Source organism: Streptomyces showdoensis, assembly GCF_039535475.1.
In the GTDB taxonomy this organism is placed as follows: domain Bacteria; phylum Actinomycetota; class Actinomycetes; order Streptomycetales; family Streptomycetaceae; genus Streptomyces; species Streptomyces showdoensis.
In genome coordinates, this window is the sequence record NZ_BAAAXG010000006.1 from 184,104 (window position 1) to 203,407 (window position 19,304).

Annotated in this window: 20 protein-coding genes and 3 pseudogenes; 12 read left to right on the forward strand and 11 right to left on the reverse strand. The window is 74.3% G+C overall.

The genetic code is table 11. The features are described 5' to 3' along the window. Positions 1 to 177 precede the first annotated feature (177 nt). The 7 genes from ABD981_RS04020 to ABD981_RS04050 all read left to right on the forward strand — a co-directional run bounded on the left by ABD981_RS04020 (position 178) and on the right by ABD981_RS04050 (position 4,178). Positions 178 to 432: an ABC transporter permease family protein gene (locus tag ABD981_RS04020; protein WP_345527913.1), complete on the forward strand. Its 255-nt coding sequence runs from the start codon at positions 178 to 180 to the stop codon at positions 430 to 432. Beyond that, positions 432 to 794 carry a carbohydrate ABC transporter permease gene (locus ABD981_RS04025; RefSeq protein ID WP_345527915.1) on the forward strand — a complete coding sequence of 121 codons (363 nt, stop codon included), beginning with the start codon at positions 432 to 434 and terminating at the stop codon, positions 792 to 794. Before ABD981_RS04020 ends, ABD981_RS04025 begins: the two co-directional genes overlap by 1 nt. A 14-nt stretch (positions 795 to 808) precedes the next feature. After that, the gene (locus ABD981_RS04030) at positions 809 to 1,504 is read left to right on the forward strand and encodes a hypothetical protein (protein WP_345527917.1); all 696 of its coding nucleotides are present in this window, start codon (positions 809 to 811) and stop codon (positions 1,502 to 1,504) included. Positions 1,505 to 1,724: 220 nt separating this feature from the next. After that, positions 1,725 to 2,474 (forward strand): alpha-amylase family protein, encoded by a 750-nt coding sequence (locus ABD981_RS04035; protein WP_345527919.1) that lies wholly within the window; start codon positions 1,725 to 1,727, stop codon positions 2,472 to 2,474. Positions 2,475 to 2,602: 128 nt separating this feature from the next. After that, on the forward strand, positions 2,603 to 3,700 hold the full coding sequence (locus ABD981_RS04040) for a LacI family DNA-binding transcriptional regulator (protein ID WP_345527921.1): 1,098 nt from the start codon (positions 2,603 to 2,605) through the stop codon (positions 3,698 to 3,700). Between the two features lie 14 nt (positions 3,701 to 3,714). Then, entirely contained in the window at positions 3,715 to 4,065 is a 351-nt protein-coding gene (locus tag ABD981_RS04045) for a hypothetical protein (protein WP_345527923.1), read from the forward strand. Further along, the gene (locus ABD981_RS04050; RefSeq protein ID WP_345527925.1) at positions 4,026 to 4,178 is read left to right on the forward strand and encodes a GreA/GreB family elongation factor; all 153 of its coding nucleotides are present in this window, start codon (positions 4,026 to 4,028) and stop codon (positions 4,176 to 4,178) included. The genes ABD981_RS04045 and ABD981_RS04050 overlap by 40 nt, the downstream gene beginning before the upstream one ends. Here the strand turns inward: ABD981_RS04050 and ABD981_RS04055 are convergent. The 3 genes and pseudogenes from ABD981_RS04055 to ABD981_RS04065 form a co-directional block, all read right to left on the reverse strand. Continuing rightward, the gene (locus tag ABD981_RS04055) at positions 4,168 to 4,806 is read right to left on the reverse strand and encodes a DUF1345 domain-containing protein (protein WP_046909432.1); all 639 of its coding nucleotides are present in this window, start codon (positions 4,804 to 4,806) and stop codon (positions 4,168 to 4,170) included. The genes ABD981_RS04050 and ABD981_RS04055 overlap by 11 nt on opposite strands. Before the next feature lie 4 nt (positions 4,807 to 4,810). Then, entirely contained in the window at positions 4,811 to 5,635 is an 825-nt protein-coding gene (locus ABD981_RS04060; protein ID WP_046909433.1) for a family 1 encapsulin nanocompartment shell protein, read from the reverse strand. Between the two features lie 103 nt (positions 5,636 to 5,738). Continuing rightward, a pseudogene (locus tag ABD981_RS04065) lies at positions 5,739 to 6,389 on the reverse strand (Dyp-type peroxidase); the annotation flags it as partial. Between ABD981_RS04065 and ABD981_RS04070 the strand changes: the two are divergent. The 3 genes and pseudogenes from ABD981_RS04070 to ABD981_RS04080 all read left to right on the forward strand — a co-directional run. After that, a pseudogene (locus tag ABD981_RS04070) lies at positions 6,382 to 7,027 on the forward strand (Dyp-type peroxidase); the annotation flags it as partial. The pseudogenes ABD981_RS04065 and ABD981_RS04070 sit on opposite strands and share 8 nt — an antisense overlap. Positions 7,028 to 7,033: 6 nt before the next feature. Continuing rightward, positions 7,034 to 7,858, forward strand: coding sequence for a family 1 encapsulin nanocompartment shell protein (locus tag ABD981_RS04075; RefSeq protein WP_046909433.1), 825 nt, complete (start codon positions 7,034 to 7,036; stop codon positions 7,856 to 7,858). Between the two features lie 4 nt (positions 7,859 to 7,862). Next, on the forward strand, positions 7,863 to 8,501 hold the full coding sequence (locus ABD981_RS04080; protein WP_046909432.1) for a DUF1345 domain-containing protein: 639 nt from the start codon (positions 7,863 to 7,865) through the stop codon (positions 8,499 to 8,501). Here ABD981_RS04080 and ABD981_RS04085 read toward each other — a convergent pair. From ABD981_RS04085 to ABD981_RS04115, 7 genes and pseudogenes are all read right to left on the reverse strand, one after another. After that, entirely contained in the window at positions 8,491 to 8,952 is a 462-nt protein-coding gene (locus ABD981_RS04085; protein ID WP_046909431.1) for a GreA/GreB family elongation factor, read from the reverse strand. The genes ABD981_RS04080 and ABD981_RS04085 overlap by 11 nt on opposite strands. A gap of 114 nt (positions 8,953 to 9,066) precedes the next feature. After that, entirely contained in the window at positions 9,067 to 9,978 is a 912-nt protein-coding gene (locus ABD981_RS04090) for a LacI family DNA-binding transcriptional regulator (RefSeq protein WP_345527929.1), read from the reverse strand. A gap of 22 nt (positions 9,979 to 10,000) precedes the next feature. Next, positions 10,001 to 10,063 (reverse strand): annotated as a pseudogene (locus ABD981_RS04095) (hypothetical protein); the annotation flags it as partial. Next, positions 10,060 to 11,850 carry a glycoside hydrolase family 36 protein gene (locus tag ABD981_RS04100; RefSeq protein WP_046909429.1) on the reverse strand — a complete coding sequence of 597 codons (1,791 nt, stop codon included), beginning with the start codon at positions 11,848 to 11,850 and terminating at the stop codon, positions 10,060 to 10,062. The gene ABD981_RS04100 and the pseudogene ABD981_RS04095, both read right to left, overlap by 4 nt. A gap of 14 nt (positions 11,851 to 11,864) precedes the next feature. Next, complete coding sequence (locus tag ABD981_RS04105; protein ID WP_046909428.1) at positions 11,865 to 12,707, reverse strand: carbohydrate ABC transporter permease; 843 nt, start codon at positions 12,705 to 12,707, stop codon at positions 11,865 to 11,867. Next, the gene (locus ABD981_RS04110; RefSeq protein WP_046909427.1) at positions 12,704 to 13,636 is read right to left on the reverse strand and encodes a carbohydrate ABC transporter permease; all 933 of its coding nucleotides are present in this window, start codon (positions 13,634 to 13,636) and stop codon (positions 12,704 to 12,706) included. Before ABD981_RS04110 ends, ABD981_RS04105 begins: the two co-directional genes overlap by 4 nt. Continuing rightward, on the reverse strand, positions 13,633 to 14,994 hold the full coding sequence (locus ABD981_RS04115; protein ID WP_046909426.1) for an ABC transporter substrate-binding protein: 1,362 nt from the start codon (positions 14,992 to 14,994) through the stop codon (positions 13,633 to 13,635). Before ABD981_RS04115 ends, ABD981_RS04110 begins: the two co-directional genes overlap by 4 nt. Positions 14,995 to 15,152: 158 nt before the next feature. Here ABD981_RS04115 and ABD981_RS04120 point away from each other — a divergent pair, with 158 nt between their 5' ends. Both ABD981_RS04120 and ABD981_RS04125 read left to right on the forward strand, forming a co-directional pair. Next, the gene (locus tag ABD981_RS04120) at positions 15,153 to 17,144 is read left to right on the forward strand and encodes a carbohydrate-binding protein (RefSeq protein ID WP_123954724.1); all 1,992 of its coding nucleotides are present in this window, start codon (positions 15,153 to 15,155) and stop codon (positions 17,142 to 17,144) included. Continuing rightward, on the forward strand, positions 17,141 to 18,331 hold the full coding sequence (locus ABD981_RS04125; RefSeq protein WP_123954723.1) for an aminotransferase class V-fold PLP-dependent enzyme: 1,191 nt from the start codon (positions 17,141 to 17,143) through the stop codon (positions 18,329 to 18,331). Before ABD981_RS04120 ends, ABD981_RS04125 begins: the two co-directional genes overlap by 4 nt. Here the strand turns inward: ABD981_RS04125 and ABD981_RS04130 are convergent. After that, positions 18,328 to 19,287 (reverse strand): GlxA family transcriptional regulator, encoded by a 960-nt coding sequence (locus ABD981_RS04130; protein ID WP_046909425.1) that lies wholly within the window; start codon positions 19,285 to 19,287, stop codon positions 18,328 to 18,330. The two genes, ABD981_RS04125 and ABD981_RS04130, sit on opposite strands and share 4 nt — an antisense overlap. Positions 19,288 to 19,304: the final 17 nt, after the last annotated feature.

A 19,304-nucleotide genomic window follows, 5' to 3' on the forward strand; every position in this document is an offset into this window, starting at 1 on the left:
TCACCTCCGCGCTCGGCCTGGCGCTCGCCGTCGTCGTGGTCCCCGTTCTACTGGCTGGCCGTCGGCGCCACCCCACAGCTCGGCGGAGATCTTCGACAGCCCGCCGCCGCTGCTGCCCGGCGGGCACCTCGGGGAGAACCTCGCCACCCTCCGGAGACCGCCGACTTCGGCCGGGTCGTGCTCAACTCCCTGGGCATCGCGCTGGTCTACACGCTGCTCGCGGGCACCGTGTGCACCCTCGCCGGATACGGCTTCGCCACCTACCGCTTCCGCGGCCGCGAGGCCTGTTTCGGGCTGCTGATGCTGGGGCTGGTCGTGCCCGCGCAGATCACCCTGGTCCCGCTGTTCCAGATGATGGCCGAGCTGCACTGGCTGAACACCTACCAGGCCGTCGTCGCCCCGACCTGGCCCTGCCCTTCGGCATCTTCCTGATGCGCCAGTCGATGGCCGCGCTGCCGCAGGAACTGCTCGACTCGGGGCGGATGGACGGCTGCGGCGAGCTGCGGCTGCTGTGGCGCGTCGCCCTGCCGCCGATGCGCCCGGCGCTCGCCGCCCTCGCGCTGTTCCTCTTCCTCTACCAGTGGAACGACTTCGTCTGGCCGCTGATCGTGCTGCGCGACGACAGCGCCTTCACCATCCCGGTCGCGCTCGCCTCGCTCCAGGGCCTGGACGAGACCGACTACGGCGCCATCCTCGCCGGCACCTCCCTCGCCGCCGTCCCCATGGCGGTGGTCTTCCTCGCCCTCCAGCGGCACTTCGTCTCCGGCCTCCTCGCGGGTGCCGTGAAGGAATGAACCGGACAAGCGACATGAGCCAGCCCAGCCCCACCACGCCCCCGCCCGCCCAGGCGGTGACCACCGCCCATCTGGCTCCCGCCCCCGCCGAGCCGCTGCTCGACACGGTGTCGATCGCCGTCCTCGTGCCGGGCCGGGACGGCCCGCTCCCCCGCTGGACGCTGGTGTCCGCCCACCGACGGAGTGCGGCTCCCTCGAAGTCGATGCCGACGGCGGGCCCGTGGAGATCCGCCTCTCGGTGCCGGCTCGGCGACGCCGCCGGCTACTGGCACCCGAAGGGCGGCTGGCGGCGCACCCTGGTCGCCGACTGGGAGGGCCTCGCCCGAGTCAGCCTGGTCGACGGGGCCGCCGCCGGCTGCCTGTACGAGCACTCCGGCGCCACCCTGCTCGCCTTCGCCGCCGCCGACCCGGTCCCCGAGGCCACCGTCCGCTTCGGGGTGTCGGAGGAGAACGACACCCACGTCGTCCACCTGGTCTGCCCGCCTCCGCCGCCCCGCACCGGCTGCTCCTCGTGCCGCGGGCGCCCTCCGTCGCCGCCGCCCTGCGCCCGCTGCGCACCTGGTTCGCCGCCGACCGCCCGCCGATGCCCGTGCCGGACACCGCCCGGCTGCCCGTGTACTCCACCTGGTACGCCTTCAACCAGGACGTCTCCGCAGGCGCCGTCGAGACCCAGGCCCGGCTCGCCGCCGGGCTCGGCTGCGGGGTGCTGATCCTGGACGACGGCTGGCAGGCGTACGGCAACGGGCGCGGCTACGCAGGCTGCGGGGACTGGCGCCCGGACCGGGCCAAGTTCCCCGACCTGGCCGAGCACGTGGCCCGGGTGCGCGCGCCGCCGGACTCCACTACCTGCTGTGGGTCGCGCCGCTGCTCGTCGGCCCGGAGGCGGACTGCTTCCCGCGCTGGGCCGCCGCCGCGCCCGCCCCGGCCACCGTGCCCGGCGCCCGGGTGCTCGACCCCCGGCTGCCCGAGGTGCGCCGGCACGTCGTCGAGCTGTGCGTCGCGCTCGTGGTGGAGTACGGACTCGACGGGCTCAAGCTGGACTTCCTCGACGAGGCCGCCGTGTACGCGGGCGACGGCGGCGAGGACGTGGGCCGGGCGATGACCGGGCTGCTCGCCGAGCTGCGGGCCGCGCTGGAGTCCGTACGGCCCGGGGTGCTGCTCGAACTGCGCCAGCCGTACGCCGGTCCCGGCATGGCGCCGTACGGGAACCTGCTGCGCTCCTTCGACTGCCCGGGCGACGCGACCGCCAACCGGGTGCGGACGCTGGACACCGCGCTGCTCGCGGTCGGCGGGGCGGTCCACTCCGACATGGTGATGTGGTCCCGCTCCGCGCCGGTCGAGGCGGTGGCCCGCCAGCTGATCGGCGCGCTGCACTGCGGTGCCCCAGGTCTCCGTGCGCCTGGACGAGCTGCCGGAGGCGCATCTGGCGGCCGTGCGGTTCTGGCTCGCGACCTGGCTGCGCCACCGCGAACTGCTCCTGGACGGCCGGGTCGAGCCGGGCCGGCCGGACGAGCTGTACCCGCTGGTCACCGCGGCCCTGGGCGAGGAGTGCCTGGTGAGCGTGCACGGCGACCGGGTGGTGGCCGCTCGACTTCACCGCGCACCGCCGCTACCACCTGGTCAACGGATCGGACCGGGACCGGCTGGTGGTGGAGGTCCTGGACGGCGGGCAGGGGGTGACCGCCGAGGTGCACGGACCGGACGGCCGTATGATGGCTGATCCGCTGTCGCTCCCGCCCCAGGGGCCCCGTTCCCTGGCCGTATCCGCGCGGCGGCCTGGTTTCGCTCGTACTCACGGAAGGACCGCGATGAAGGTCGGCATCACCGACGTCGCAGCCCGGGCTCAGGTCAGCGAGGCCACCGTCAGCCGGGTGATCAACCGGCGGCAGGGGGTGTCGAAGAAGACCCGCGAGGCCGTCGAGCAGGCGATGGCCGAGCTCGGCTACGAGCGTCAGACGCAGGGGCAACTGGTCGCCGTGGTGACCGAGTTCGTGTCGAACCCGTTCTTCGCGGACGTCGCCGAGCGGATCGAGTCGGCGCTCGCCCCGCACGGCCTGAAGACGGTGCTCTGCCCGGTCTTCCCCGGCGGCGTGCAGGAGCTGGACTTCCTCAGCTCGCTCGTGGACAAGGGCATCGCGGCCGTCGTCTTCCTCTCCGCCTCCAACACCGTGGAGGGCGCGGACACCGACGGCTACGAGCTGCTGCGGCAGCGCCGCGTGCCGTACGTGGGCATCAACGGCGAGTTCGCGGACGGGGTGCCCGCCCCGGTCTTCTCCACCGACGACGCCCTCGCCGCCGAGCTGGCCGTGGACCATCTGCACCGGCTCGGCCACCGCCGGATCGGCATGGCCTCGGGTCCCTCGGGCAACCGGCCCGCGGACCGGCGGGTACGGGGCTTCGTGGCGGCCATGGCCCGGCGCGGCATCGACGACGCGGAGCGCTGGGTGGTCCGCCAGTCCTACAGCGTGGAGGGCGGCCAGTCGGCGGCCACCTCGCTGGTCGGCCTGGGCGCCACCGGGATCGTCGCGGCCAGCGACTTCATGGCGCTGGCGCGGTCCGCGGGATCCGCCGGCTGGGCCTCTCGGTGCCCGGCGACGTGTCGGTGGTGGGCTACGACGGGTCGACCGTCACCGAGTTCACCGACCCGGCCCTCACCACGGTCCGCCAGCCCGCCGACCGCCTCGCCCTGGAGGTGGGCCGCGGCGTGCTGGCCCTGGTCAGCAACCGGGAGGTCCCCCACGGGCGAGCTCCTGTTCGACCCGGAGCTGGTGATCAGGGCCTCCACGGGGCCCGCCCCCCGCGTGACTCCGGACGGGGCGGGCGGCCCTCGGGCGCGCGCCCCGTTTGCCCGGCCCGTCCGGTGGTGCGGTAATGGGAACGCCATGTCCCCTCCGCCCCACCAGTGACGCGGGGAGCAGCCATGACCGACGGTCCCCAGCCCATCAGCCCCGAAGCCCGGCGCGCCCTGGAGCGGGAACTCGCGGAGCTGCGCGCCGACCGCGCGAAGGTGGCGGCGACGCTGCGGTCCGAGGACCCGGTGGGCGACCGGGCGGACGAGGCCGACGAGCTGCAGCGGGCCGACGACGTCGCCCGCCTGGACGAGCGGATCGGCGCGATCGAGGGGCGGCTGCGCGAGGGCGCCGTCGCCGGACCGCCGCCGGCCGACGCGGTGGGCGTGGGGCAGCACCGTCACCGTGGCGCTTCGCGGACGGCGCGGAGTCCACCGTCCACGTGGGCGAGCTGGCCGAGGCCCCCGACCTGGACCTGGTGACCGCCGACAGCCCCCTGGGGCGGGCGCTGCTGGGGCGCCACGCGGGCGACACCGTCACGTACCGGACGCCGGAGGGCACCACCACGGCGACGGTGGTGTCCCTCAGCTCGTGACGAGGCTCGCCACCAGGTTGATCGTGGTCGCGAGGATGCTCGCGCCGAACACGTACGACAGCAGGCAGTGCCGCAGCACCACCGCGCGGATCGCCTGGCTGGAGACGTCGTTGTCGGACACCTGGTAGGTCATGCCGAGGTTGTAGCTGAAGTAGAGGAAGTCGCTGAACCGCGGCGGCTCCTCGGAGTGGAAGTCGATCCCGCCGCCGGGCTCCCCGTAGAACATGTCCGCGTAACGGGTCGCGTACATCAGGTGGAGCGCCGCCCAGGCCATGAAGACGCCGGCGAGCGCGGTCGCCGCGGCGGCGTGCCCCGTGCCGGGGTCGGCTCCCAGGAGCAGCAGCACGATGGCGACGAGGCCGCACAGCGCGGCGGAGACCACCACGATCTCGGCCAGGAGCGGCCGGAAGTCCTCCCGGCCGACGTTGCGGCGGGTGGCGGCGGCGTCCATCGGCCAGAGCACGGCCCAGCCGGTGACGACGAAGACCGACTCCCCGGCGGCGATCCCGGACAGGGTGCCCAGCGACACCCGGGTCAGCACGCCCACGAGCAGGCCGACGAGCACGCCGACGACGGCCGAGCCCACCAGCCGGGGGACCGCGGCCAGCGGCAGCAGCTCGCGCGTCACGGGCTCAGTGCCGGAGGACGACGACGGCCTCGTCCGTGTAGGTCAGGAAGGTCAGCGTCTCCTGGAAGTACAGCTCGACGCCGTGCGCGTCGTGGGACGTGTAGCCGATCGCCACGTCCTGGCCGAGCCGCAGCTCGAAGTCGCCGCCCCGGGTGGACAGGACGAACGCGCCGCTGAGCGCCGGCGCCCACAGCGGCGGGCCGTCCAGCATCCGGGCCAGGTGCGCGGCGATGGGGTAGCCGTGGTCGGAGGTCTCGCTGACGGCGCTGTACTCGTCGGCGCCGAGCAGCAGCGCGTACGGGCCGTCGACGCCGGCGAGCCGCAGCGAGGTCAGGGCGCGGCTGACCGCGTCCGGGTAGTCGCGCGGCTCGGCGGGCAGGCTGAGCACCGGGTTCGAGCTGCGGTTCCGCAGCCCGTCGATGCCCGCGGCCGGGTAGCCGTCGAAGACGGCCCGGTCCTCGGCGAAGGCCATGGCCCGCGCCGCGTCCTTCACCGGCTGCCAGTCGGAGTCGCTCGAGCCGCGCTCGACGTCGTCCACGGCGGCCCTGCTGACGGTGAACGGCACCCGCAGTTCGACGAGCGGCTTCGCCTCGCGCAGCCGGGCCGTCACCCCGGGGGCGGGCGGGTCGATGCCGGTGAGGTGTCCGGTGCCGACGGCGGCGAGGCCGGGGCCCGCGGGGTCGGGCACGTCGACGACCCGGCGGCCCGCGACGTGGCGCCGGAAGGTGCGCCGGGCCTCCTCCTCGATCTGCTCCCAGGCGGCCTGGGTGACGGGGGCGAGTTCGCGGTGCAGGTTGGTGGTGCCGGCCGGGTCGGCGGAAGCCGTCATGACGGGTCACGCTCCTTTCATGCTGCCGATGCCGAGGGTGCCGCCGGGGGCCGTACGCACGACCGAGGGGGGCCGGGGTGGTCGCGGCGGCGGACCCGGCCGTCGCCGTGGCCGCCGCGGTCGGCGGGTCCGGCAGGTCGTCGAGGAAGTCGGCGCTCGGCACGTGGAAGAGGCAGCCCGTCACGGCCGTCGAGAAGTCGAGGATGCGGTCGGTGGTGCCGGGCGGGTCGCCGAGGAACATGTGGGAGAGCATCAGCTCGGTCACGGCGGGGGTCCGGGCGTAGCCGATGAAGTACGTGCCGAACTCGCCGCTGCCGACGTTCCCGAACGGCATGTTGGCGCGCAGGATCTGCCGCTCGGTGCCGTCCTCGTCGGTGATGGTGTTGAGCGCGACGTGGGAGTCGGGCGGCTTCACGTCGTCGGGGAGCTCGACGTTGTCCGCCTTGTGGCGGCCGATCACGCGTTCCTGCTCGTCGACGGTGAGCCCCTGCCAGGCCGTCATGTCGTGCAGGTACTTCTGCACGATCACGTAGCTGCCGCCCCGGAATCCGGGGTCCTCGTCGCCGACGAGGACGGCCCCGGCCGCGACCCCGCCCTCGGGGTTCTCGCTGCCGTCGACGAATCCCAGCAGGTCACGCTCGTCGAAGTAGCGGAAGCCGTGCACCTCGTCGACGACGGTCACGGCACCCGCGAGGCTCCGCGCGATCAGCCGGGCCAGCTCGAAGCAGAGGTCCATGCGCTGGGCGCGTACGTTCGACGAGCGTGACCTGCTGGGATTCGTCGACGGCAGCGAGAACCCCGAGGGCGGGGTCGCGGCCGGGGCCGTCCTCGTCGGCGACGAGGACCCCGGATTCCGGGGCGGCAGCTACGTGATCGTGCAGAAGTACCTGCACGACATGACGGCCTGGCAGGGGCTCACCGTCGACGAGCAGGAACGCGTGATCGGCCGCCACAAGGCGGACAACGTCGAGCTCCCCGACGACGTGAAGCCGCCCGACTCCCACGTCGCGCTCAACACCATCACCGACGAGGACGGCACCGAGCGGCAGATCCTGCGCGCCAACATGCCGTTCGGGAACGTCGGCAGCGGCGAGTTCGGCACGTACTTCATCGGCTACGCCCGGACCCCCGCCGTGACCGAGCTGATGCTCTCCCCACATGTTCCTCGGCGACCCGCCCGGCACCACCGACCGCATCCTCGACTTCTCGACGGCCGTGACGGGCTGCCTCTTCCACGTGCCGAGCGCCGACTTCCTCGACGACCTGCCGGACCCGCCGACCGCGGCGGCCACGGCGACGGCCGGGTCCGCCGCCGCGACCACCCCGGCCCCCTCGGTCGTGCGTACGGCCCCCGGCGGCACCCTCGGCATCGGCAGCATGAAAGGAGCGTGACCCGTCATGACGGCTTCCGCCGACCCGGCCGGCACCACCAACCTGCACCGCGAACTCGCCCCCGTCACCCAGGCCGCCTGGGAGCAGATCGAGGAGGAGGCCCGGCGCACCTTCCGGCGCCACGTCGCGGGCCGCCGGGTCGTCGACGTGCCCGACCCCGCGGGCCCCGGCCTCGCCGCCGTCGGCACCGGACACCTCACCGGCATCGACCCGCCCGCCCCCGGGGTGACGGCCCGGCTGCGCGAGGCGAAGCCGCTCGTCGAACTGCGGGTGCCGTTCACCGTCAGCAGGGCCGCCGTGGACGACGTCGAGCGCGGCTCGAGCGACTCCGACTGGCAGCCGGTGAAGGACGCGGCGCGGGCCATGGCCTTCGCCGAGGACCGGGCCGTCTTCGACGGCTACCCGGCCGCGGGCATCGACGGGCTGCGGAACCGCAGCTCGAACCCGGTGCTCAGCCTGCCCGCCGAGCCGCGCGACTACCCGGACGCGGTCAGCCGCGCCCTGACCTCGCTGCGGCTCGCCGGCGTCGACGGCCCGTACGCGCTGCTGCTCGGCGCCGACGAGTACAGCGCCGTCAGCGAGACCTCCGACCACGGCTACCCCATCGCCGCGCACCTGGCCCGGATGCTGGACGGCCCGCCGCTGTGGGCGCCGGCGCTCAGCGGCGCGTTCGTCCTGTCCACCCGGGGCGGCGACTTCGAGCTGCGGCTCGGCCAGGACGTGGCGATCGGCTACACGTCCCACGACGCGCACGGCGTCGAGCTGTACTTCCAGGAGACGCTGACCTTCCTGACCTACACGGACGAGGCCGTCGTCGTCCTCCGGCACTGAGCCCGTGACGCGCGAGCTGCTGCCGCTGGCCGCGGTCCCCCGGCTGGTGGGCTCGGCCGTCGTCGGCGTGCTCGTCGGCCTGCTCGTGGGCGTGCTGACCCGGGTGTCGCTGGGCACCCTGTCCGGGATCGCCGCCGGGGAGTCGGTCTTCGTCGTCACCGGCTGGGCCGTGCTCTGGCCGATGGACGCCGCCGCCACCCGCCGCAACGTCGGCCGGGAGGACTTCCGGCCGCTCCTGGCCGAGATCGTGGTGGTCTCCGCCGCGCTGTGCGGCCTCGTCGCCATCGTGCTGCTGCTCCTGGGAGCCGACCCCGGCACGGGGCACGCCGCCGCGGCGACCGCGCTCGCCGGCGTCTTCATGGCCTGGGCGGCGCTCCACCTGATGTACGCGACCCGTTACGCGGACATGTTCTACGGGGAGCCCGGCGGCGGGATCGACTTCCACTCCGAGGAGCCGCCGCGGTTCAGCGACTTCCTCTACTTCAGCTACAACCTCGGCATGACCTACCAGGTGTCCGACAACGACGTCTCCAGCCAGGCGATCCGCGCGGTGGTGCTGCGGCACTGCCTGCTGTCGTACGTGTTCGGCGCGAGCATCCTCGCGACCACGATCAACCTGGTGGCGAGCCTCGTCACGAGCTGAGGGACACCACCGTCGCCGTGGTGGTGCCCTCCGGCGTCCGGTACGTGACGGTGTCGCCCGCGTGGCGCCCCAGCAGCGCCCGCCCCAGGGGGCTGTCGGCGGTCACCAGGTCCAGGTCGGGGGCCTCGGCCAGCTCGCCCACGTGGACGGTGGACTCCGCGCCGTCCGCGAAGCGCACGGTGACGGTGCTGCCCACGCCCACCGCGTCGGCCGGCGGCGGTCCGGCGACGGCGCCCTCGCGCAGCCGCCCCTCGATCGCGCCGATCCGCTCGTCCAGGCGGGCGACGTCGTCGGCCCGCTGCAGCTCGTCGGCCTCGTCCGCCCGGTCGCCCACCGGGTCCTCGGACCGCAGCGTCGCCGCCACCTTCGCGCGGTCGGCGCGCAGCTCCGCGAGTTCCCGCTCCAGGGCGCGCCGGGCTTCGGGGCTGATGGGCTGGGGACCGTCGGTCATGGCTGCTCCCGCGTCACTGGTGGGGCGGAGGGGACATGGCGTTCCCATTACCGCACCACCGGACGGGCCGGGCAAACGGGGCGCGCGCCCGAGGGCCGCCCGCCCCGTCCGGAGTCACGCGGGGGCGGGCCCCGTGGAGGCCCTGATCACCAGCTCCGGGTCGAACAGGAGCTCGCCCGTGGGGACCTCCCGGTTGCTGACCAGGGCCAGCACGCCGCGGCCCACCTCCAGGGCGAGGCGGTCGGCGGGCTGGCGGACCGTGGTGAGGGCCGGGTCGGTGAACTCGGTGACGGTCGACCCGTCGTAGCCCACCACCGACACGTCGCCGGGCACCGAGAGGCCCAGCCGGCGGATCCCGCGGACCGCGCCCAGCGCCATGAAGTCGCTGGCCGCGACGATCCCGGTGGCGCCCAGGCCGACCAGCGAGGTGGCCGCCGACTGGCCGCCCTCCACGCTGTAGGACTGGCGGACCACCCAGCGCTCCGCGTCGTCGATGCCGCGCCGGGCCATGGCCGCCACGAAGCCCCGTACCCGCCGGTCCGCGGGCCGGTTGCCCGAGGGACCCGAGGCCATGCCGATCCGGCGGTGGCCGAGCCGGTGCAGATGGTCCACGGCCAGCTCGGCGGCGAGGGCGTCGTCGGTGGAGAAGACCGGGGCGGGCACCCCGTCCGCGAACTCGCCGTTGATGCCCACGTACGGCACGCGGCGCTGCCGCAGCAGCTCGTAGCCGTCGGTGTCCGCGCCCTCCACGGTGTTGGAGGCGGAGAGGAAGACGACGGCCGCGATGCCCTTGTCCACGAGCGAGCTGAGGAAGTCCAGCTCCTGCACGCCGCCGGGGAAGACCGGGCAGAGCACCGTCTTCAGGCCGTGCGGGGCGAGCGCCGACTCGATCCGCTCGGCGACGTCCGCGAAGAACGGGTTCGACACGAACTCGGTCACCACGGCGACCAGTTGCCCCTGCGTCTGACGCTCGTAGCCGAGCTCGGCCATCGCCTGCTCGACGGCCTCGCGGGTCTTCTTCGACACCCCCCTGCCGCCGGTTGATCACCCGGCTGACGGTGGCCTCGCTGACCTGAGCCCGGGCTGCGACGTCGGTGATGCCGACCTTCATCGCGGTCCTTCCGTGAGTACGAGCGAAACCAGGCCGCCGCGCGGTACGGCCAGGGAACGGGGCCCCTGGGGCGGGAGCGACAGCGGATCAGCCATCATACGGCCGTCCGGTCCGTGCACCTCGGCGGTCACCCCCTGCCCGCCGTCCAGGACCTCCACCACCAGCCGGTCCCGGTCCGATCCGTTGACCAGGTGGTAGCGGCGGTGCGCGGTGAAGTCGAGCGGCACCACCCGGTCGCCGTGCACGCTCACCAGGCACTCCTCGCCCAGGGCCGCGGTGACCAGCGGGTACAGCTCGTCCGGCCGGCCCGGCTCGACCCGGCCGTCCAGGAGCAGTTCGCGGTGGCGCAGCCAGGTCGCGAGCCAGAACCGCACGGCCGCCAGATGCGCCTCCGGCAGCTCGTCCAGGCGCACGGAGACCTGGGGCACCGCGTGCAGCGCGCCGATCAGCTGGCGGGCCACCGCCTCGACCGGCGCGGAGCGGGACCACATCACCATGTCGGAGTGGACCGCCCCGCCGACCGCGAGCAGCGCGGTGTCCAGCGTCCGCACCCGGTTGGCGGTCGCGTCGCCCGGGCAGTCGAAGGAGCGCAGCAGGTTCCCGTACGGCGCCATGCCGGGACCGGCGTACGGCTGGCGCAGTTCGAGCAGCACCCCGGGCCGTACGGACTCCAGCGCGGCCCGCAGCTCGGCGAGCAGCCCGGTCATCGCCCGGCCCACGTCCTCGCCGCCGTCGCCCGCGTACACGGCGGCCTCGTCGAGGAAGTCCAGCTTGAGCCCGTCGAGTCCGTACTCCACCACGAGCGCGACGCACAGCTCGACGACGTGCCGGCGCACCTCGGGCAGCCGGGGGTCGAGCACCCGGGCGCCGGGCACGGTGGCCGGGGCGGGCGCGGCGGCGGCCCAGCGCGGGAAGCAGTCCGCCTCCGGGCCGACGAGCAGCGGCGCGACCCACAGCAGGTAGTGGAGTCCGGCGGCGCGCACCCGGGCCACGTGCTCGGCCAGGTCGGGGAACTTGGCCCGGTCCGGGCGCCAGTCCCCGCAGCCTGCGTAGCCGCGCCCGTTGCCGTACGCCTGCCAGCCGTCGTCCAGGATCAGCACCCCGCAGCCGAGCCCGGCGGCGAGCCGGGCCTGGGTCTCGACGGCGCCTGCGGAGACGTCCTGGTTGAAGGCGTACCAGGTGGAGTACACGGGCAGCCGGGCGGTGTCCGGCACGGGCATCGGCGGGCGGTCGGCGGCGAACCAGGTGCGCAGCGGGCGCAGGGCGGCGGCGACGGAGGGCGCCCGCGGCACGAGGAGCAGCCGGTGCGGGGCGGCGGAGGCGGGCAGGACCAGGTGGACGACGTGGGTGTCGTTCTCCTCCGACACCCCGAAGCGGACGGTGGCCTCGGGGACCGGGTCGGCGGCGGCGAAGGCGAGCAGGGTGGCGCCGGAGTGCTCGTACAGGCAGCCGGCGGCGGCCCCGTCGACCAGGCTGACTCGGGCGAGGCCCTCCCAGTCGGCGACCAGGGTGCGCCGCCAGCCGCCCTTCGGGTGCCAGTAGCCGGCGGCGTCGCCGAGCGGCACCGAGAGGCGGATCTCCACGGGCCCGCCGTCGGCATCGACTTCGAGGAGCCGCACTCCGTCGGTGGGCGGACCCAGCGTCCAGCGGGGGAGCGGGCCGTCCCGGCCCGGCACGAGGACGGCGATCGACACCGTGTCGAGCAGCGGCTCGGCGGGGGCGGGAGCCAGATGGGCGGTGGTCACCGCCTGGGCGGGCGGGGGCGTGGTGGGGCTGGGCTGGCTCATGTCGCTTGTCCGGTTCATTCCTTCACGGCACCCGCGAGGAGGCCGGAGACGAAGTGCCGCTGGAGGGCGAGGAAGACCACCGCCATGGGGACGGCGGCGAGGGAGGTGCCGGCGAGGATGGCGCCGTAGTCGGTCTCGTCCAGGCCCTGGAGCGAGGCGAGCGCGACCGGGATGGTGAAGGCGCTGTCGTCGCGCAGCACGATCAGCGGCCAGACGAAGTCGTTCCACTGGTAGAGGAAGAGGAACAGCGCGAGGGCGGCGAGCGCCGGGCGCATCGGCGGCAGGGCGACGCGCCACAGCAGCCGCAGCTCGCCGCAGCCGTCCATCCGCCCCGAGTCGAGCAGTTCCTGCGGCAGCGCGGCCATCGACTGGCGCATCAGGAAGATGCCGAAGGGCAGGGCCAGGTTCGGGGCGACGACGGCCTGGTAGGTGTTCAGCCAGTGCAGCTCGGCCATCATCTTGAACAGCGGGACCAGGGTGATCTGCGCGGGCACGACCAGCCCCAGCATCAGCAGCCCGAACAGGGCCTCGCGGCCGCGGAAGCGGTAGGTGGCGAAGCCGTATCCGGCGAGGGTGCACACGGTGCCCGCGAGCAGCGTGTAGACCAGCGCGATGCCCAGGGAGTTGAGCACGACCCGGCCGAAGTCGGCGGTCTCCCGGAGGGTGGCGAGGTTCTCCCCGAGGTGCCCGCCGGGCAGCAGCGGCGGCGGGCTGTCGAAGATCTCCGCCGAGCTGTGGGTGGCGCCGACGGCCAGCCAGTAGAACGGGACCACGACGACGGCGAGCGCCAGGCCGAGCGCGGAGGTGAGCAGGAGGCTCCGCCCCGGGTGGCGGGGGCGGGCGCGGCGGGCGGTCACGGCTTCTCCCCGAGGAGGCGGAACTGGATCAGGCCGAGCAGCCCGACGAGGACGGTGAGGGCGTACGCGATGGCGGAGGCGTAGCCGAAGTCGAAGTATGTGAAGGCGTTCTGGTACAGGTACACGCCGATGGTCAGGGTGGCGTTGTCCGGGCCGCCGCCGGTCAGCACGTACGGCTCGTCGAAGAGCTGGAGGGTGCCGATGGTGGACAGGACCGTGGTGAGCAGCAGGGCCGGGCGCAGTCCGGGGAGGGTGACGTGCCGGAAGGCGGAGAGCGCCCCGCCGCCGTCGACGGCGACCGCGTCGTAGAGCTCGCGCGGCACCGTCTGCAGCCGGGCCAGCAGGATGACGGCGTTGTAGCCGGTGTAGTGCCAGGTCAGCGCCAGGCCGAGGGAGATCCGCGCCCACATCGGATCGGTCAGCCACGGCACCGGGTCGGCGCCGAAGCGCCCGAACACCCAGTTGACCAGGCCGTAGTCCTTGTTGAGCAGGACGGAGAAGACGATGCCGTACGCGACGAGGCCGGTGACCATCGGCAGGAAGAAGCCGAGCCGGAAGACCGGGCGGCCGCGCAGCAGGGTGGAGTCGAGGGCGACGGCGAGCCCGGTCGCGAGCGCCAGCATCAGCGGCACTTGGACGACGAGGATCACGAGGGTGTTGCGCAGCGCGGTCCACAGCAGCGGGTCCTCCGCGAGCCGCAGGTAGTTGTCGGCGCCGACGAAGGTCTCGGCGCCGCCGACCGTGCGGTGCAGGCTGAGCAGGAAGGACCAGCCGATCGGGTAGAGCTTGAAGGCGGCGAAGAGCAGCAGGGCGGGCAGGACGAAGAGGTACGGGGCGGCCCGGCCCCGCCGCCGGCGGCGGGGCACGGCGGGCCGTGGTGCGGCGGCGGCCGGCGCGGGGCCGGCCGCCGGGGCGGCGACCTGCGTCATCGGGCGGCCTTCCGGCCCGTCTGGCGGGCCAGTTCACGGGCCGCCTCGCCCAGCACCTTCGCCGGGTCGGCGCCCTTGAGGAGCACCTGGGACTGGGCGTCGGTGACCAGCTTGAGCGCGCGGGCGTAGTCGCCGGTGTAGTTCACGGCGGGGCTGGGGGCCTTGAGGGCGGAGAGGAAGATCTCGCCCTTGCGCTGCCCGCTGAAGAACGCGGACGGCTCGTGGAAGACCGGGTCGTCGTACGCCTTGAGCAGGGCGGGCGCGATGCCCTTGCCGCGGTAGATGCCCACCTGGGAGGCGGGCCGGGTCAGCGCGAACTCGACGAAGGTCCAGGCGGCGGCCTGCTGCGTGCTGCTGCCCGCGACGGCGAGGTGGGTGGAGTTCACCGTCGCCGCGGTGGGGCCGCCGCGGCGGACGGCCGGGGGCAGCCGCACCTTCCACTTGCCGGCCTCGGCGGGCACCTGCTCCTGGATGATCCCGCCGAACCAGGTGGGCCAGGGGAGCACGGCGGCGGTGCCCCGCTTCAGCGAGCTCATCAGGGCGTTCCAGCCGCCGGCCAGGTCGCTGACCAGACCGGCGTCGTTCATGGTCTTGATGAGCGTCATCGCCCGGACGGCCTCGGGGGAGTCCAGCGTGATGCGGCCCTCCAGGTCGAAGTAGAAGGCGCCCTGGAGCTGGAGCAGCAGCTGGAAGAAGTTGGCGGCGTCCGGCTGCGAGGCGGGCTTGTCGATGCCGAGGAGGTGGGCGCCGGTGCGGGCCTTGAGCCGCTTGCCCGCCTCGACCGTCTCGTCCCAGGTCTGCAGCGCGCCGACGTCGACGCCGGCCTTCTCGAAGAGGTCGGCCCGGTAGTAGAAGCCCGCCGAGTTGGCCTCCCAGGGAAGGGCGTCGACCCGCTTGCCGTCGGGGCAGACGGTCTGCCACAGGCCGGCGGCGAAGGCGTCCTTGTGGGCGGTCGCGCCCAGCGGCGCGAGGTCGGCGAGACCGCCGGGGAAGCGCTCGACGTACCCGGGCAGGTAGTCCACGCCGATGTGCAGGACATCGGCGAGGCCCTGGCCGCCGGCGGCCAGGCCCGCCGTGATCTTGTCCCAGATCGCCGGGTTGCCGATGTCCTCGACGGTGACCTGGATGTCCGGGAACTCCTTGTTGAACTTCGGTAGCAGGGCCTTGAGTTCGGCCGCGGGTCCCTGCCAGGACCAGACCGTGATCCTCCCCTTGCGGGGGTCGCCCTTGCCGCCCGAACCGCCCGCGTCGGCGGCGCCGCTGCCGGTGCAGCCGGCGAGCGCGAGGGCCAGTGCCCCGCCGCCCATGCGGAGGAGGTGGCGCCGGGCGGGGTGTCCTGCCGAGTCTCTGTCTGTCATGGGGCGGGACGCTACAAGCCGCTCCGCCCGAGTTGCAAGACTCGATTGAAAACTTTCAGTTTGATCCGTCAGGGAATGTTGCCCGATGCATTGCGGTCCTTCCTTCCCGGTTGCTAGCGTGCCGCGCGCCGACCCGACCCGATCCGGGAGACACCCTCATGACGCGCACCCGCCTGACGCTGCTCGCAGCCGTCGCGCTGCTCAGTACGCTCGCCCCGCTCACCGCCGCCCACGCCACCCCCGCGCGGCCGGCCGCACCGACGGGGCCGACCGCACCCGCCCCGCTGGCCGTCGCCGACCCGGGCTTCGAACGGGGCGGCGAGGGCTGGGAGTTCACCTCCGGCACCGGCGTGGCGAGCAACTACCCGCACGCCGGCGGACGGCTGGCCTACCTCGACGCCGGCAGCGGCATGAAGATCTCCCAGACCGTGACCGCCACCGGGCACGGCGGCTACCTCGTCTCCGCCTGGATCGCCACGGGCGGCCCCGGCGCCCGCTACGTCCTGCGCGTCAACGGCACCGAGGCCGCGGAGCGGCTCCTGCCGGCCGGCGCCGGCTACCGGCGCCACACGCTCGGCAGGATCACCCTCGCCCCCGGCGACCGGCTGGAGATCGCCTTCGAGTCGGGCCGGGGCTGGGTCAACGTCGACGACGTGATGGTCTCCCCGGCGGCCCCGGCCGACCCCCGGATCGGCTCCAGCGACCCCGAGATCGTCGCGATGTTCGACTGGGCCAAGCACAAGGCCAACAGCTGGGTCCACCTCCCCGGCACCCGGGGCCCCCTCGACGCCGACGAACGCCAGACCGGCGGCACCGGCACCGGCGTCTACGGCCCCTCCTACTGGGCCGGCTACGCGAACCGCAGCGGCTACTACTCCCGCGACATGGCCCACCAGCTCGCCGGTGCCGGCATCCTCGGCCTGCACGACGAGAACAAGGAGATGCTGCGCGCCTTCGCCGCCTCCGCCACCGCCGAGCACGCCTACTACCCGGTGTGGGCGCTCAACTTCGACAACCGCAGCCCGCTCTCCATCGACTACCGCGGCCCCGAGCTCTTCGTCCGCGAGGTCCCCGCCCCCTTCGAACTCGTCCAGAAGGCCGAGGAGGCCTACCGCTGGAGCGGCGACCCCGCCTACCTCGACGACCCGGCCCTGTGGGACTTCTACCGGCACACCACCGAGGAGTTCGTCACCCTCCACGACGGCCGCAAGGACAACGGCCCGGTGCGGGTCGCCGAGGGCACCGGACACGGCATCTTCCAGGGCACCGCCAGCTACAACGAGCAGAGCGACGAACCGCTCGCCGAGGCCGGCGACGCCATCGGCTCCCAGTACCAGGCCTACCGCGCGATGGCCTCCCTCGCCCGCGCCAAGGGCGACACCGCGACCGCCGCCCGCTTCGACCGCCGCGCCCGCGCGCTCAGGACCTACTTCAACACCACCTGGAGCGGCACCGGTTCGGGCGCCGACATGGTCCGCGGCTACACCACCGACGGGCGGGCGCTGACCGGCTGGGGCAAGGAGAACAGCTGGTTCATGCCGATGAAGCGGATCATCGACCCCGGCGCCCGCCGCGAGGCCTACCTCGACTACATCGACGCCCAGGCCGAGGGCGCCGGCCGCCCCGACAACATCGAGGCCCTGACCTACCTCCCCGACACCTTCCTCACCGACAACCGCGCCGACACCGCCTGGAAGTGGATGCGCCGCATCTACGCCGAGAAGGACGTCCAGCACGTCAACACCCGCCAGGGCACCAACGGCGACTACCCCGAGGTGTCCTTCACCCTCGTCGCCCAGACCGTCCAGGGCCTCATGGGCGTCACCCCCGACGCCCCCGCCCGCACCCTCACCACCCAGCCGCGCCTGCCCTCCGGCATGGACTGGCTGAGCGTCTCGGACCTGCGGGTCGGCGACTCCGCCTTCACCCTGCGGCACGACACGGCCCCGGCGTCCCTCCGCTCCACCCTCACCCACACCTCCGGCACCCGGCCCTACACCTGGGTGGCGCGCTTCCCCGGCGCCCACGCCACTGTCCTGGTCGACGGCGCCAGGCGCCCGGCCCGCACCGAGGTGGTCGACGGCGTCACGTACACGACCGTCCGCACCCGGGTGGCCCCCGGCCGTACGGTGTCGGTGGAGGTCCGATGACGGGGCGGAAGGCCTCGGGCGCGCCCGAGGCGACGGCGCCCGCCGGATCCGCGGCGCCCGGCGCGTTCCCGGGCGGCGCCGGCCTGTTCCGGCTCGACCCGGCCGTCGCCCACCTCAACCACGGCTCCTACGGCGCCGTCCCGGTCCCCGTCGCCCGGGAACGCCGCCGCCTCGACGACGAGTCCGCCGCCGACCCCGACCGCTTCTTCCGCGACGTCCCCGACCGGCTCGCCGCGGCCCGGGCCCGCGTCGCCGCGCACCTGGGAACGGAGCCGGAGGGCCTCGCGTTCGTCGCCAACGCCACCGAGGCGGCCAACCTCGCGCTCGACGCCCTGCGCCTGGAGCGGGACGACGAGATCCTGGTGACCGACCACGGCTACGGCACGGTGATCACGGCCGCCGCCCGGCGCGCCCCGCTCACCACCGTCGCCCTCGACCCGGCCCTCCCGGACGAGGACGCGGTGTGCGCGGCGGTGCTCGCCGGGATCACGCCCCGCACCAGGGTGGCGCTGCTCGACCAGATCAGCTCGCCCACCGCGCGGCCCGTCGCCACGCCCCGGCTGCTCACCGAGCTGCGCGCCCGCGGGATCACCACCGTCGTCGACGGCGCCCACGCGCCCGGGATGCTCGCCGAACCGCTCGCCGGACGGCCCGACCTCTGGTTCGGCAACCTGCACAAGTGGGCCTACGCCCCGCCGGGCAGCGCCGTCCTCGCGGTCGGCCCCGGGTTCCGGGCCCGGGTCCCCGCGCCGGTGCCCTCCTGGGAGGGCCACCGCGGCTTCCCGCGCGCGGTCGAGTTCCGGGCCACCGCCGACTACACGGGCTGGCTGGCCGCGCCCGAGGGCCTCGACCTGATCGAGCGCCTCGGCGCCGCGACCGTACGCGCCCACAACGGCGCCCTCGTCGCGTACGGCGCCGCACTGCTGTCCCGCCTCCCGGGCGTCACGCCCCTCCCGTGCGACGAGGGGCTCGCCATGCGGTCCCTGCGGCTGCCCCGGAGCCTGGCCCGGACGCAGGCCGAGGCGGCCGCGCTGCGCGAGGAGATCGCGGCCCGCCTCGGCTGCCGGACCCTCGTCTGGGCCTGGCCGGACGGCGGCGGCATCCGGATCAGCGGGCAGATCTACAACCGGCCCGAGGAGTACGAGCGGCTGGCGGCCGGACTCGGCGCCCTGCTGGACGGGCGCTAGACGCCGGCGCCCACCCCGCCGCGGAAGGTGCGCCGGTAGGCCAGGGGGGTCACCCCGATGGCGGCGTGCAGGTGCTGGCGCAGGGAGGTTCCGGTGGCGAAGCCGACCTGGCCCGCGATGTCGTCCACGGCCAGGTCGGTGGACTCCAGGAGGTCACGGGCCCGGGTCACCCGCTGCTGGATCAGCCAGCGGCCCGGGCTCATGCCGACCTCCTCGTTGAACCGGCGCGCGAAGGTGCGCAGGCTCATCCGGGCGTGCCCGGCGAGATCGGCGAGGGCCAGCGGCTCGTGCAGGTTCTCCAGCGCCCACTGGCGGGTGGCCGAGGTGTCGTTCGCGGTGGGCTCGGGCACCGGCTGCTCGATGTACTGCGCCTGGCCGCCGTCCCGCCAGGGCGGCACGACGGCCAGGCGGGCGACCCGGTTGGCGAGCGCGGTCCCGTGGTCCTTGCGCAGCAGGTGCAGACAGACGTCCACGCCCGAGGCGGCCCCCGCCGAGGTGAGGATGTCGCCGTCGTCGATGAACAGGACGTCCGGGTCGAGCGCCACCTCCGGGAACCACGCGCGGAACCGGTCCACGAGCGCCCAGTGGGTGGTCGCCGGCCGGCCGTCGAGCAGCCCGGCCGCGGCGAGCAGCACGGCCCCCGTGCAGATGGACACGATCCGCGCGCCCCGCGGGATCGCCGCGAGGGCCGCGCCGACCGCCTCGGGCAGCTCGGGCGAGACGAGGGCGGTCTCGCAGGGCGGCAGGATCACGGTGTCGGCCGTGCTCAGCACCTCGGGACCGTGCGCGACGGTCACCGAGAAGTCGGAGTTCGTCCGCACCGGCCCGCCGTCGACCGAGCAGGTCAGGACCTCGTAGCGGCCCCCGGCCGCGCCGAAGACCCGGTGGGCGATGCCCAGCTCGAAGGGGTACACGCCGTCCAGAGCGAGGACGACGACCCGGTGGACGTTTCCCATGGCACGATCCTGTCGAA